The sequence below is a fragment of the Pseudonocardia sp. DSM 110487 genome (assembly GCF_019468565.1).
GTDB lineage: Bacteria > Actinomycetota > Actinomycetes > Mycobacteriales > Pseudonocardiaceae > Pseudonocardia.
Map to the genome: position 1 here is coordinate 1,739,020 of NZ_CP080521.1, position 13,099 is coordinate 1,752,118.

The window sequence follows — 13,099 nt, forward strand, 5'->3', positions numbered from 1 at the left end:
ACTCGTGGCTGTTCGGGTGCTCGTTGCTGCGTTACGGTGTGCGCGTGCTTCCGGCGACGCGTCACGGGGAGATCCTCCGCCTGGTGCGGTCCTCCGGCGTGGTCTCCGTGGAGGCGCTGGCCGAGAACCTCGGTGTGAGCCCGTCGACGATCCGGCGCGACCTGCAGTCGCTCGACGCCGACGGCGCGTTGCGCCGCGTGCGGGGTGGTGCCGGGTGTGTCCCTGACGACGACCCGGTGCCGTTCGCGCAGGTGGCCACCGTGGCCGCAGGCGACAAGGAACGCGTCGCGCGGGCGGCGGCCGAGCTCGTCGGTGACGGTGAGGTGGTGCTGATCGACATCGGCACCACGACCGCGCGGCTCGCGAGGGCCTTGCGGGGCAGGCGGATCACGGTGATCACGAGCAGCCTCGCGGTCGTCGACGAGCTGCGCGACGACCCAGCCGTCGAGCTGCTCGTGCTCGGCGGCATCCTGCGGCGCAACTACCACTCGCTCGTCGGGATGCTCACCGAGCAGGCACTGCGCGAGGTGCGCGCCCACCGGCTGTTCCTCGGCACCAGCGGCATCGCGCGTGACGGCCAGGTGCGCGACTCCACGCTCGTCGAGGTGCCGGTCAAGCGGGCGATGATCGATGCGGCCGAACAGACCGTGGTGGTGGCCGACCGCGGCAAGTTCCCCGGCACCGGACTGCTCACCGTGTGCGGGCCAGAGCAGGTCGACGTGATCGTCACCAACGAGGGCGCCGACAACGCCACACTCGCGGCGTGCGCCGCGGCCGGGACGGAGATCCGGCTGGTGGCGCCCCGCGCCGGGAGTCCACCACGTACCTGGACGGCCCAGCTCCCCGCTGTGCGCACCGGCGAACCGCCCGAGTACGCCCGGTACGAGGACGGCCCGCCGGCGCATACGGCGGAAACCTGGATCCGCCGATCTACGCACCGGACTCCCGGCGCGTGGAGCTGATGAAACTCACGATCCTCGGCGGTGGCGGGTTCCGGGTGCCACTGGTCTACCAGTCGCTCGGGGACTCGTCCCCGATCAGCGAGGTGGTCCTGCACGACGTCGCGCCCGGGCGGCTCGCGGCGATCCAGGCCGTTCTCGAGCAGGTCGGGGGCGGTCCTGCCGTGCGTGCCACCACCGACCTCGACGACGCAGTGGCCGACGCCCGGTTCGTGTTCTCCGCGATACGGGTGGACGGGCTCGCCGGCCGCACCGTGGACGAGCGCGTGGCGCTGTCGTGCGGTGTGCTGGGCCAGGAGACCACCGGGCCGGGCGGGATCGCCTACGGCCTGCGGACGGTGCCGGTCGCGCTGCGCGTCGCCGAGCGGGTGGCCGCGGTGGCGCCGGACGCGTGGGTCATCAACTTCACCAACCCCGCCGGCATGATCACCGAGGCCATGCAGCGGGTGCTCGGCGAGCGCGTGGTGGGCATCTGCGACTCGCCGATCGGGCTGGTGAACCGGGCCGCTCGGGCTCTGGGGTTGCCGGCGGGTGAGCGCGTCGTCGACTACGTCGGGCTCAACCACCTGGGCTGGCTGCGCGGGCTTCGCGTGGACGGGGTGGACCGGCTGCCCGACCTGCTGGCCGACGACGCCGTGCTCGCGTCCATCGAGGAGGCGCGGCTCGTGGGTGCCGACTGGGTGCGCGCCATCGGGGCGCTGCCCAACGAGTACCTCTACTACTTCTACCGCAACCGCGAGGCGGTGGCGTCGATCGGCGGCGCCGAGAGCACGCGCGGGGAGTACCTGCTCGCCCAGCAGGAGCGGTTCTACGCCGACACCGCGGCCGACCCCGCGGGTGCCCTGGAGCGCTGGACGCGGGTGCGCGCAGAGCGCGACGCCAGCTACATGGCCGAGAGCCGGGAGGCGAGCGGCGCGGGCGAACGCGCGACCGAGGACGTCGCAGCCGGTGGCTACCAGCAGGTGGCGCTCGAGCTGATGGCGGCGCTGTCCGGCGGGGAGCCGCGCACGATGATCCTCGACGTCCGCAACGGTGCCGCCGTGCCCGGGCTGCCTGCCGAGGCGGTGGTGGAGGTGCCCTGCCTGGTGGGCCCGCACGGCGTCACGCCGCTGGCCACCACCCCGCTGCCCGGCGCGATGCTAGGCCTGTTGCAGCAGGTCAAGGCGGTGGAGCAGGACACCATCGAAGCTGCCGTCACCGGGTCGGATGCGCTGGCGCTGCGCGCGTTCGCCCAGCACCCGCTCGTCGACTCGGTGGGCGTGGCGCAGCGGCTCCTCGACGGCTACCGCGCGCAGCTTCCCGGAATCGCCGAGATCTTCGAGTAGGCCCCCCAACCCCGGCCGCCCTCATCGGGTCGTCACCACCGGTGGACGACCGAGGAGGTGGGCACGGTGGGGGAGCGGAGGCGCAAGGCCGTCGAGAACGTCGTCGGTGGAGCACTCGGGTTCGCGGTCGGCGTTGTCGTGATGGGCCTGGGGATGAAGGCCCTGGAAGCCGTCGGTGCGGACCCGCTGGTGTTCGTCGTCGTCCTCGCCACCGCAGGCGGGGGGTTCGCCTACGGGTGCGTGCAGGCCGGTATCGCCGCCGTCGAGGCCGTCAGCCTGTACGACCGGGCCCGGCGGCACCTGCGGGCCGGCCGGTGGGAGGAGCTCGCCCCGCTCCTTCGCAGGCTGTTGGAGTGGGACGAGCTGTTCCCCGGCTTCGATCACCCGAGGACCGTCACGCGTCGCCGCGCGTTGATCTCCGTCCTCGCCCGTCTCGACCGCTTCGCGGAGGCCGGCCTGATCGCCGAGCGGAACATCGGGAGCCTGTCCCGCAGGCTCGGCGCCACCCACCCGGACACGGCGGAGGCCCGGGACGTCGCACGGCTCCTCCGGGAGGCGGCACTGGACCCCTCGGTTGCCGAGGTCGTGCGGGAGGCGATGCGGGCCAGGACCTGAAGGTCGGCGCCGGCGAGCGGTGGTCGGCCTCGTGGTGCTCAGACCGCGAGGTCCTTGCGCAGCTTCGCGACGTGCCCGGTGGCGCGCACGTTGTAGAACGCCTGCTCGATCTTCCCGTCAGGGCCCACCACGAACGTCGACCGGATGACACCGGTGACCGTCTTGCCGTACATCTGCTTCTCCCCGAAGGCGCCCCATGCGGTGAGCACCTCCTTGTCGACGTCGGAGAGCAGCGGGAACGTGAGGCCCTCCGTCTCGCGGAACTTCACGAGCTTCGCCTGCTTGTCGGGCGAGATCCCGATGACGTCGAGGCCCGCGTCGCCCAGCTCGGCCAGGTTGTCGCGGAAGTCGCAGGCCTGCTTCGTGCAGCCGGGCGTGCTGGCGGCCGGGTAGAAGTACACGATCACCCGGCGGCCGCGGTAGTCGGAGAGGGACACGGGCTTGCCGTCCGCGTCGGGAAGGGTGAAGTCGGGAGCCGTGTCGCCGGGGGCCAGACGGGTGGTCATGCCGCGATACTGGCACCTCAGCCGCTGATCTACGGTGGCACCCTCCGCAAGACAGTCGACCGCAGCCCCAGGAGGCGTCGTGCCCCGCGACCCGGACACCATCCAGCGCGAGATCGAGCAGGCAAGGGACGCGCTCGCGGACAGCCTCGACGAGCTCTCGGAGCGGGCTCATCCGAAGCACCTGGTGGCGGCCGGCAAGGAGAGCGTGGAGCACCGCCTGGCTGACCCGCGGATCCGCTACGGCCTGATGGCCATCGGCGCCCTGCTCGTGTTCGCTCTGCTCCGCAAGCTGTTCCGCTGAGCCCCGGAATCGGTGCGCTCAGGTAAGCGTCGCCGCCATGGCGCGCGCCTCTGCCAATGGGGCGCCCGCGGCGACCAGGGGGCGGTAGCGGGCCACCAGGCGGGCGGCGCCGAAGCCCGTCACCGCCATCACCCGGTCGCCCGCGACGTACGCGGCCACCGTGCCGCGCACGGGGCCGCTGTCGAGGCCGGTGCCGTGCAGCGGCACTACCTCCTCGCCCAGCTCCGGCCGCCCCAGGATCTGGATCTTGAGCCCGAACTGGTCGGACCAGCAGTAGGGCACCGCCGGTTGCGGGGGCGGGGCCGCCAGGACGTCCCTGGCCACGACGGCGGCCTGGTCGCCCGCGCTCGTCCAGTGCTCGTGGCGGTGCCGGGCGCCGGTCACCGGGTCGTCCCACGACGCAACGTCGCCGACGGCCCATACGCCTTCCAGGCCGTGGACCCGGCCCGTGTCGCCGCAGGGGATGCCGCGGGACGTATCGACGCCGGTGCCGGCCAGCCAGTCCAGCCGCGGAACCCCGCCGATCCCGACGACGGCGGCATTCGCGCCGAGCTGCCTGCCGTCGGCGAGCTCGACCGTCACCCCGTCCGTTTCCTCCACGAAGCGCGTGATCTTGGCGCCGGTGTGCAGCTCGACCTCGCCCTCGATGAGCAGTCGGCCGGCGAGCCGCCCCACCTGCGGCCCGAGCGCGTGGACCGCGGGCACGTCGAGCGCCTCCACCACCGTGACGGTGACGCCGCGCGTGCGGGCCGAGCTTGCCACCTCGGCCCCGATGAACCCGGCCCCGACGACGAGGAGTGAGCCGGCCGTCTCCAGCGTGGCCCGCAGGGCGAGCGCGTCGTCGAGGGTGCGCAGGGTGTGCACCTGCGCGGGCTGGTCCGGGAACTCGCGCGCGACCAGCCCCGTGGCGATCACGACGGCGTCGGCGTGCAGTGCGGCCCCATCGGCGAGCTCCAGCTCGTGGCCCCGGTCGCCGGGGCGCAGGGCCACGGCCGGGTTGCCGAGGTGGGTGCGGACGCCGAGCTCGTCGAACGTGTCGGGCTCGGCAAGCCCGGTGCGCTCGGGGCCCCACTCCCCGGTGAGCAGCTGCTTGGACAGCGGCGGCCGGTCGTACGGCAGGCGTGATTCGGCACCGACGAGGCTGATCCGGCCCTGCAGCCCGGCCGACCGCAGCTGCTGTGCCGTGCGCAATCCACCCAGCCCGGCACCGACGATCACCACGTGTTCCGGCTGACCGGTCACGATGTTCCCCCTCCAGCGCCCCGCGAGCGATTGTGTCGCAGCGGTCAGCCGACGCGGGTCTCGGGGTCCAGTCGGGTGCGCAGCCGGTCGAGGGTCTGTGCCAGCAGCCGGGACACGTGCATCTGCGAGATGCCGACCCGATCGGCGATCTGGGTCTGGGTCATGTTGCCGAAGAACCGCAGCAGCACGATCGTGCGCTCGCGTTCGGCGAGCTCGGCGAGTACGGGGCGCAACGCCTGCCGGAAGTCGACGCGGTCGAGCTCGGCGTCGGCCTCGCCCACCAGCTCGCCGACGGTGGCGCTGCCCTGTTCGGAGGAGAGCATCTCGTCCAGCGACGAGCTGCGGTACGCCTCGGAAGCCTCCAGGCCCTCCAGCACCTCGGAGACGGGCACCCCGAGGCGCTCGGCGATCTCGGTGGGCTTGGGCGCGCGGCCGAGGCTCTGTGACAGCTCCGACACCGCGCTGTTGATCGAGACGTGCAGGTCCTTGAGCCGCCGCGGGACGCGCATCGACCAGCCGAGGTCCCGGAAGTGGCGCCGGACCTCGCCGCTGATGGTGGGCACGGCGAACGAGAAGAAGTCGGTGCCGCGGTCGGGCGCGTAGCGGTCGATCGCATTGATCAACCCGACCGTGGCGACCTGGATGAGGTCGTCGAGCGGCTCGCCGCGGTTGGAGAAGCGGCGAGCGATGTGCTGGGCCACCGGGAGGAACCCCCGAACCAGCTCGTCCCGCAGCTTCTCCCGGTCCGGGTGGTCGGCCGGCAGTGCTGCATAGCGTTCGAGAAGGGGCGAGAGGTGTCCGTACTCGGGGTCTGCTCGGGTCACCGCATCACGTCGCCGGAGCGCTTGTCCAACCGGATGCCCACCGTGGGCGCTGCGTCGTCGCGACCGGGCTCGTGGTGGACGGTGACCTCGTCGGCGAGGGTCTGCAGCACGCGCCAGCCGAAGGTGTCGGTGGAGACCACCGCCTCGGAGTGCTTCGTCTGCACCTCCGCGTGCACCTCGATGCGCTCGGGGCGCACCAGGAACGTGCACCGCAGCCACGAGGTGGGGGCGGCGACATCGACGAGCGTGGCGCAGGCCTCGTCCACGGCCATCCGCAGGTCGGAGATGGCGTCGAGGTCGAAGTCGGCCCGTGCGGCCAGGTCGGAGGCGACCGCGCGGATGGTCGGGATCAGCGCGGCGCTCGCCGACGTCCGGACCTCCACGGTCGATGCCCCGTCGAGTGCGTCGGCGGGCGAGGGGGAGTCCAGGTCGGACACGCTGCCGGGTCTCCTTCCGGTCAGTCGGGTGCGGTCAACCGCACCGGCGGCTTCATCTTGCTATCTGGTGTTTGCGGGTTCAATCGCGCCCCCCGTATGCGGACTCCGTGTCGGGGTGCAGGTCGAACAGCGGGGCGGTGCCGGTGATCTCGAGCGGGCGGCGCACCGCCCGGTTGCCGATGACCAGCCGCAACCGGATGCCCCTGTCCTCGGCCCGGTGTGCCGCGGTGATCAGCACCGCGAGGCCGCTCGAGGCGAGGAACCGGACCTCGGTGAGGTCCATCACGAGAACCTCACCCGATGCGGTGAGCAGTTCCTCGGTGGCGGCCGTGAACGCCGGTGCGGTGAGCGTGTCGATCTCGCCCCGCACCGTGAGGACCGCCGTATCCGGGTACGGCCGGGTCAGGGAGGTGTCGAGGAACTCGGAGCAGGGCCGGCTCGACTCGCCCATCTCTCACCTCCGCCCTCGGGACGGCCGACCCTACCTCGCGTTCCCGGTGCCAAGCGGCGGGTCACCCGCTTAGAGTGCGGTGCGTGGTCGAGACGTCTGATGAGGTGAAGCTGGCGGCGCTTCGGGAGCGGGTACGCGCCGAGCCGCGGCTGTTGGTCGCCTACTCCGGCGGGGTCGACTCGGCGCTGGTGGCGGCCGTCGCGGCGCAGGAGCTCGGGGACCGGGCTGTTGCCGTCACGGCCGTGTCGGCAAGCCTGCCGCGCAGCGAGCGGGCGGCCGCGCGGGCGTTCGCAACGGCCCACGGGATCGCTCACGTGGAGGTCGCCACGGACGAGCTCGACCGGCCGGAGTACGTCGCCAACGGCGGCGACCGCTGCTACCACTGCAAGTCCGCGCTCTTCGACGCGCTGGCCCCGCTCGCGGCGCTCTCCGGGGCGCGGATCGCGCTCGGCACCAACACCGACGACCTCGGTGACCACCGGCCCGGCCAGGCCGCGGCCGTCGCGCGCGGGGCGATCGCGCCGCTGCTCGACGCCGGGTTCGGCAAGGCCGACGTGCGCCGCGTCAGCGCGGCGCTCGGGCTCGGCACCGCCGAGAAGCCGGCCGCCGCGTGCCTGTCCTCGCGGGTGGCGTACGGCGACCCGGTCACGCCGGAGGTGCTGCACCGCATCGAGCTGGCGGAGGAGGCGGTTCGCGAGCTCGGCTTCGGCGTCTGCCGGGTGCGCGCGCACGGAGGCGGATCGGTGGCGCGCGTCGAGGTGCCTGCCGACGACGTGCCGCGGGCCGCCGAGCTGCGGTCCGAGCTGGACCGGGCCGTCCGCGGCGCGGGCTTCGAGTTCTGCGCGCTCGACATGCAGGGGTTCGCGAGCGGGCGCATGAACGTCCTCCTGGGGATGCCGAGCGCCCGATGACGGGTTTCGATGATCTCGGGTACGCGCGTCCCGACACCGACCGGGAGGCCCGGCTCGGTCTCCCCGAGGTGGTGTACGGGCCGGGGAAGACCGTCGAGCAGATCGTCGGCGTGGTGCGGTCGCTGCTCGCGGGCAACGACGGCCCGGTGCTGGTCAGCCGCATCGCCGCTGACGACGCCGCCGAGGTGCGGGCCGCTGTCGAGGGCGGCGGCTATGACCCGGTGGCCCGCCTGCTGGTCTGGCGACCGGCGGCACCCAGGCCGTTCCGGGTTGTCGTGGCCTCGGCCGGAACGTCGGACTGGCCGGTGGCTGCCGAGGCGGCGGCCGTCGCGACGGCGATCGGGCTGCAGGTCGACGAGGTGCGCGACGTCGGGGTGGCGGGCGTGCACCGGCTCCTCGCGGAGAAGGAGCGGCTCGCCGCGGCCGACGCCGTGATCTGCGTGGCCGGCATGGAGGGCGCACTGCCCAGCGTGGTCGGCGGACTGGTGGGCTGCCCGGTCATCGCGGTGCCCACCTCCGTCGGGTACGGCGCGGTGTTCGAGGGCGTCACGCCGCTGCTGGCGATGCTCAGCTCCTGCGCGGCGGGGGTCGTGGTCGTGAACATCGACTCCGGGTTCGGGGCGGCGATCGCGGCCCATCGCATGGCGATGCGGGTCGCTCGGTGATCCTCTGGCTCAACCCCTTCAGCGGGATCTCGGGCGACATGTTGCTGGGCGCGCTGCTCGACCTCGGCGCGCCCATCGACGGGGTGCGGGCCGCGGTGGCGAGCACCGGGCTCGACGGCTGGGAGCTGCGGGCCGAGCGCGTCACGCGGGGTGGGATCGGGGCCACCCGGGCGGTTGTCGAGGTCACCGACACGGCCACCGAACGGCATGCGGCCGAGCTGCTCGCGCGGGTCGCCGATGTACCGGTCGCCGCGCGCGCCGTGCGCGAGATCGCCGAGGTGGAGGCGGGGATCCACGGCATCGACCCGGCTCGGGTGCACCTGCACGAGATCGGCGGGCTGGACACCGTCGTCGACACGGTCGGAGTGGCCGCCGCCTTCGACCTCCTCGGCGTCAGCGAGGTGCACTGCGGGCCGCTCACGCTGGGCTCGGGCACGGTCGTGACCCGCCACGGCGTGCTGCCGGTGCCCGCGCCGGCCACCGCGGCGCTGCTGGCGCGGGCCGGTGCCCCGGTCGTCGGCGCGGGCGAGGGGGAGACCGTGACGCCCACCGGCGCGGCCCTGCTGCTCGCGGTCGGGGCACGGTTCGGACCGCTGCCCGCGATGGCCCTGCGTGGCGTCGGATACGGGGCGGGGGGGCGCGACCCGGCCGGCCGGGCGAACGTGCTGCAGGCCCTGCTCGGCGACGTCGCAGGGCAGGGCGAGCGGATGCTGCTGCTGGAGACGAACGTCGACGACGTCACCGGCGAGGTGCTCGGCCACCTCGTCGGACGGCTGCTCGACGCCGGTGCCGCGGACGCGTGGCTCTCGCCGATCGTGATGAAGAAGGGCAGGCCCGCCCACACCGTCCACGTCCTGGTGGCTCCGGAGCGGGCGGCCGGCTGCGAGCGGATCATGCTCGCCGAAACCGGGAGCCTCGGCCTGCGCCGCACACCGGTCGACCGCGCCGCGCTGCCCCGGCACACGACCACCGTGGACGTCGAGGGTCACCCGATCCGGCTCAAACACGGACCGTGGGGTGTGAAGCCCGAGCACGACGACGTGGCGGTGGCCGCGGCGGCCCTCGACCTCCCGCTGAGGGATGTGGCCCGCCGAGCGTTGGAGCAGCCTTCCTAGACATCGGACGTTTGACTGCTCACACATCAGAGGAGTTGCGTTGACCTGGTGGGCGGCCGCACATAGCCTCGGGTGGCAGGCCGCGCACAAGGGGGTTGTCGTGAGCACGCATCTCGGTCCGTTCGAAGCCGTCCGGAACCTGACGTACGACGTGCCGTTCCCCCGGCTGCTGCCGGTGCGGCAGCGGTTCGATCCCCAGCAGGTGGCCGACGTCGCCGCCGCCACCGCGCAGGCCCTCGAGCCAATGCGGGCGCGGATCCGCCCCGGTATGACCGTGGCGATCACCGCGGGCAGCCGCGGCATCCACGACAAGCCCGCTGTGGTGCGCGCGGCCGGGGAGTGGCTGCGCGCGGCGGGCGCCGAGCCGTTCGTGGTGCCGGCGATGGGCTCGCACGGCGGCGCCACCGCGGAAGGCCAGGTGGAGCTGCTCGCCGATCTCGGGATGACCGAGGAGAGCCTCGGCATGCCGATCCGCGCCACGATGGAGACCGTCGAGATCGACCGGCTGCCCGACGGCCCGGCCGTGCACCTCGACGCCAACGCCGCGAAGGCGGACGGCATCCTCGCGGTCAACCGGATCAAGGCGCACACCGACTTCCAGGGCGACATCGAGAGCGGCCTCACCAAGATCATCGCCATCGGGCTGGGCAAGCAGCGGGGCGCGGAGGGCATCCACCGGTTCGGCCCGGCCAACCTGGCGGTCTGGCTCCCGCGGGTGGCGCGCCGGATCGTCGACACCGGCAAGGTGCTCGGCGGCCTTGCGATCGTCGAGAACGCCTATGACCGGGCCGCCCGCATCGAACTCCTGGACGCTCCGGAGATCGCCGGACCCGCCGAGACCGCGCTCCTCGCCGACGCCAAGCGCCGGATGGCCACGCTGCCGTTCGACGACATCGACGTCGCGGTGATCGACGAGATGGGCAAGAACTACTCCGGCGCCGGCATGGACACGAATGTCATCGGCCGCATGATGATCCGCGGCAGCGCCGAGTTCGAGCGCCCGCGCATCCGCAACATCGCGGTGCTCGACGTCAGCGACGCCTCCCACGGCAACGCCGTCGGCCTCGGGCTCGCCGACTTCGTGCCGTTCCGCCTGCTCGAGCGGATCGATCTGCGCAGCGTCTACATCAACGCGATGACCTCGGGCCTCGGTGGCCCCCAGCGCGCACAGATCCCGATGGCCTTCGCCACCGACCGCGACACGATCGCGGCCGCCATCGCCACCTGCGGGGTGGCGGACGTCGGCGCCGTCACGCTCGTGCGCATGCGCAACACCCTCGACCTCGAGCACCTGCTCGTGTCGGAGTCGCTGCGGGATGCCGTCGACGCCCACCAAGACCTCGAGACCACCGGCGACGCCGTCCCGATGGAGTTCGGCGACGACGGACAGCTCAAGCCCTGGAACTGAACTGACGCCCTCATCCACCACAGGGGAGAACCGATGACCGCACCGTCCACCGACGATCTCGGCGTGCGCCTGCACGCCGCCGACAACGTGGTGGTCGCCGCCCGCGAGATACCCGAGGGCACGGTGGTGGGCGGCGTCCCGGCACGGCGCGCCATCCCGCGCGGCCACAAGGTCGCCGTCGCCGGGATCGCCGAGGGCGAGCCGGTCCGCAAGTACAACCAGATCATCGGGTTCGCGACCGTGCCGATCGCGCCCGGCGACCACGTGCACACCCACAACGTCGAGTTCCGGGCGTTCGAGCGGGACTACGCCGTGGGCGCCGACGTCACCGAGACGCGGTTCGTGCCCGAGGCCGAGCGCGCCACGTTCCAGGGGATCGTGCGGCCCGACGGCAAGGTCGCCACGCGCAACTACCTGGGCATCCTCACGTCGGTGAACTGCTCGGCCACGGCCGCGAAGATGATCGCCGACCAGTTCCGGCGGCCCGGACTGCTCGACGAGTTCCCGAACGTCGACGGTGTCGTGGCGCTCACCCACGGCACCGGCTGCGGCATGGCCGACGACGGCGAGGGCATCGCGGTGCTGCGCCGCACGCTCGCCGGCTATGCCGAGCACCCCAACTTCGCCGGGTTCCTCATGCTCGGCCTCGGCTGCGAGGTCAACCAGATCCGCGGTGTGTCGGAGGGCTGGCGGCTCGACCCGTCCCGGCCCGTCGCCACCATGACGATCCAGGAGCAGGGCGGCACGGTCGCCACCGTCCGGGCGGGCGTCGAGGCGTTGAAGGCGATGCTGCCGCAGGCCAACGAGGTGAGCCGCCAGACCGTCCCGGTCAGCGAGCTCGTGCTCGGGCTCAACTGCGGCGGCTCCGATGCCTACTCCGGCATCACCGCCAACCCCGCGCTCGGCGCGGCCGTCGACATCCTGGTGCGCCACGGCGGCACCGCCGTGCTCGGCGAGACCCCGGAGATCTACGGCGCCGAGCACCTGCTCACCCGGCGCGCGGTCAGCCCGGAGATCGCCGAGAAGCTCGTCGAGCGGATCAAGTGGTGGGAGGAGTACACCGCCAAGAACAACGGGTCGATGGACAACAACCCGTCGCCGGGCAACAAGGCGGGCGGGCTCACCACGATCCTCGAGAAGTCGCTCGGCGCCGTCGCGAAGGGCGGCACGACGAACCTCACGGGCGTCTACAAGTACGCCGAGCGGGTCACCGCCAAGGGCTTCACGTTCATGGACACGCCCGGCTACGACCCGGTGTCGGTTACCGGGATCGTGGCGGGCGGGGCCACCGTCATGTGCTTCACCACGGGGCGCGGCTCCGTGCTCGGCACCAAGCCGACGCCCAGCATCAAGCTGGCCACCAACACCGAGATGTACGAGCGGATGTCCGGCGACATGGACGTCAACTGCGGCGTGATCCTCTCCGAGGGTGAGTCGGTGCAGGCCGTGGGGGAGCGGCTGTTCCAGTTCATCCTCGACACGGCGTCCGGGCGCAAGACGTTCAGCGAGGAGCTGGGCTTCGGGCAGGAGGAGTTCGTGCCGTGGCAGCTCGGCGCGGTGATGTGACGATGCTGGACTTCTCCGGTCAGGTCGTACTGGTCACGGGCGCAGGCAGCGGGATCGGCGCCGCCGTCGCCGAGGGGTTCGGCCGCCTCGGCGCCCACGTCGTCGTGCACTACGGGCACAACCGCGAGGGCGCGGAGAAGGTCGCGGGCTCCATCCAGGAGGCCGGCGGGCAGGCATCGGTCGTCTCGGCCGACCTCGCGCGGCCCGCGGAGGCCGCCCGGCTCGTCGACGAGGTCGCGGCGCGGCACGGGCGGCTCGACGTCCTGGTCAACAACGCCGGTGACCTGCTCGGGCGGATGCCGGTCACGGAGATGACCGACGAGCAGTTCGCGCGGGTGATGGACCTCAACATGAGCTCGGTGTTCGCCGCATGCCGGCAGGCCGTGCCCGTGATGCAGCGCAACGGCTCGGGCGCGATCGTCAACCTCACGTCGGTGGCGGCACGCACTGGTGGCGCGGGCGGGTCGGTCGCATACGCCACGGCGAAGGGCGCGGTCAGCACCTTCACGCGGGGCCTCGCCAAGGAGGTCGCGCGCACCGGGATCCGGGTGAACGCCATCGCGCCCGGCATCATCGTCACGCCGTTCCACGAGCGGCACACGTCCGACGATCAGATGGCCGCGATGGTGTCCGGCATCCCCATGGGCCGGTCGGGCACACCCGACGAGTGCGTCGGCACCGTACTCTTCCTCGCCGATCCCGCCATGAGCGGTTACGTCACCGGTCAGGTGATCGAGATCAACGGCGGGCAGCTCACCCCGTGAAAGAAGGAAT

The 13,099-nt window shown here is 72.7% G+C and carries 15 protein-coding genes; 10 read left to right on the top strand and 5 right to left on the bottom strand.

Features of this window, described 5'->3' with window-relative positions; translation table 11 throughout:
- Window positions 1–44: 44 nt before the first annotated feature.
- From K1T35_RS07900 to K1T35_RS07910, 3 genes are all read left to right on the top strand, one after another.
- Window positions 45–962 carry a DeoR/GlpR family DNA-binding transcription regulator gene (locus tag K1T35_RS07900; protein ID WP_220259502.1) on the top strand — a complete coding sequence of 306 codons (918 nt, stop codon included), beginning with the start codon at window positions 45–47 and terminating at the stop codon, window positions 960–962.
- Window positions 962–2,284, top strand: a complete 1,323-nt coding sequence (locus K1T35_RS07905; RefSeq protein ID WP_220259503.1) for a 6-phospho-beta-glucosidase — start codon at window positions 962–964, stop codon at window positions 2,282–2,284. The genes K1T35_RS07900 and K1T35_RS07905 overlap by 1 nt, the downstream gene beginning before the upstream one ends.
- A gap of 66 nt (window positions 2,285–2,350) precedes the next feature.
- Window positions 2,351–2,899 carry a hypothetical protein gene (locus K1T35_RS07910; RefSeq protein ID WP_220259504.1) on the top strand — a complete coding sequence of 183 codons (549 nt, stop codon included), beginning with the start codon at window positions 2,351–2,353 and terminating at the stop codon, window positions 2,897–2,899.
- A gap of 38 nt (window positions 2,900–2,937) precedes the next feature.
- Here K1T35_RS07910 and bcp read toward each other — a convergent pair whose 3' ends face one another.
- Complete coding sequence (gene bcp, locus K1T35_RS07915; protein ID WP_220259505.1) at window positions 2,938–3,405, bottom strand: thioredoxin-dependent thiol peroxidase; 468 nt, start codon at window positions 3,403–3,405, stop codon at window positions 2,938–2,940.
- A 79-nt stretch (window positions 3,406–3,484) separates the two neighbouring features.
- On the opposite strand from bcp, the gene K1T35_RS07920 reads away from it, so the two are divergent.
- Complete coding sequence (locus K1T35_RS07920; RefSeq protein ID WP_220259506.1) at window positions 3,485–3,706, top strand: DUF3618 domain-containing protein; 222 nt, start codon at window positions 3,485–3,487, stop codon at window positions 3,704–3,706.
- 18 nt (window positions 3,707–3,724) lie between these two features.
- Here K1T35_RS07920 and K1T35_RS07925 read toward each other — a convergent pair whose 3' ends face one another.
- The 4 genes from K1T35_RS07925 to K1T35_RS07940 all read right to left on the bottom strand — a co-directional run bounded on the left by K1T35_RS07925 (window position 3,725) and on the right by K1T35_RS07940 (window position 6,660).
- Window positions 3,725–4,948 (bottom strand): NAD(P)/FAD-dependent oxidoreductase, encoded by a 1,224-nt coding sequence (locus tag K1T35_RS07925; RefSeq protein ID WP_220259507.1) that lies wholly within the window; start codon window positions 4,946–4,948, stop codon window positions 3,725–3,727.
- Window positions 4,949–4,992: 44 nt separating this feature from the next.
- The gene (locus K1T35_RS07930) at window positions 4,993–5,772 is read right to left on the bottom strand and encodes a SigB/SigF/SigG family RNA polymerase sigma factor (protein ID WP_220259508.1); all 780 of its coding nucleotides are present in this window, start codon (window positions 5,770–5,772) and stop codon (window positions 4,993–4,995) included.
- Window positions 5,769–6,209 (bottom strand): ATP-binding protein, encoded by a 441-nt coding sequence (locus K1T35_RS07935; protein ID WP_220259509.1) that lies wholly within the window; start codon window positions 6,207–6,209, stop codon window positions 5,769–5,771. The genes K1T35_RS07930 and K1T35_RS07935 overlap by 4 nt, the downstream gene beginning before the upstream one ends.
- A gap of 79 nt (window positions 6,210–6,288) precedes the next feature.
- Window positions 6,289–6,660, bottom strand: coding sequence for an STAS domain-containing protein (locus K1T35_RS07940; RefSeq protein WP_220259510.1), 372 nt, complete (start codon window positions 6,658–6,660; stop codon window positions 6,289–6,291).
- Between the two features lie 83 nt (window positions 6,661–6,743).
- Here K1T35_RS07940 and larE point away from each other — a divergent pair, with 83 nt between their 5' ends.
- Genes larE through K1T35_RS07970 form a run of 6 tightly spaced genes read left to right on the top strand, consistent with a single transcriptional unit; the run spans window position 6,744 to window position 13,089 of the window.
- Window positions 6,744–7,571, top strand: a complete 828-nt coding sequence (larE, locus tag K1T35_RS07945) for an ATP-dependent sacrificial sulfur transferase LarE (RefSeq protein WP_255621692.1) — start codon at window positions 6,744–6,746, stop codon at window positions 7,569–7,571.
- Window positions 7,568–8,236 carry a nickel pincer cofactor biosynthesis protein LarB gene (larB, locus tag K1T35_RS07950; protein WP_220259512.1) on the top strand — a complete coding sequence of 223 codons (669 nt, stop codon included), beginning with the start codon at window positions 7,568–7,570 and terminating at the stop codon, window positions 8,234–8,236. Before larE ends, larB begins: the two co-directional genes overlap by 4 nt.
- Entirely contained in the window at window positions 8,233–9,351 is a 1,119-nt protein-coding gene (gene larC, locus K1T35_RS07955) for a nickel pincer cofactor biosynthesis protein LarC (protein ID WP_255621693.1), read from the top strand. Before larB ends, larC begins: the two co-directional genes overlap by 4 nt.
- Before the next feature lie 40 nt (window positions 9,352–9,391).
- Entirely contained in the window at window positions 9,392–10,759 is a 1,368-nt protein-coding gene (locus K1T35_RS07960; RefSeq protein ID WP_220259513.1) for a DUF362 domain-containing protein, read from the top strand.
- A 33-nt stretch (window positions 10,760–10,792) separates the two neighbouring features.
- A complete protein-coding gene (locus tag K1T35_RS07965) occupies window positions 10,793–12,325 on the top strand; it encodes a UxaA family hydrolase (RefSeq protein ID WP_220259514.1) in 1,533 nt (510 codons plus the stop codon).
- Window positions 12,301–13,089, top strand: coding sequence for an SDR family NAD(P)-dependent oxidoreductase (locus K1T35_RS07970; protein ID WP_220259515.1), 789 nt, complete (start codon window positions 12,301–12,303; stop codon window positions 13,087–13,089). Before K1T35_RS07965 ends, K1T35_RS07970 begins: the two co-directional genes overlap by 25 nt.
- Window positions 13,090–13,099: the final 10 nt, after the last annotated feature.

Excerpts from the sequence above, each read along its gene's own strand:
- K1T35_RS07905 (WP_220259503.1), top strand. The coding sequence starts at position 962 with ATGAAACTCACGATCCTCGGCGGTGGCGGGTTCCGGGTGCCACTGGTC.
- bcp (WP_220259505.1), bottom strand. The coding sequence starts at position 3,405 with ATGACCACCCGTCTGGCCCCCGGCGACACGGCTCCCGACTTCACCCTT.
- K1T35_RS07940 (WP_220259510.1), bottom strand. The coding sequence starts at position 6,660 with ATGGGCGAGTCGAGCCGGCCCTGCTCCGAGTTCCTCGACACCTCCCTG.
- larB (WP_220259512.1), top strand. The coding sequence starts at position 7,568 with ATGACGGGTTTCGATGATCTCGGGTACGCGCGTCCCGACACCGACCGG.
- K1T35_RS07965 (WP_220259514.1), top strand. The coding sequence starts at position 10,793 with ATGACCGCACCGTCCACCGACGATCTCGGCGTGCGCCTGCACGCCGCC.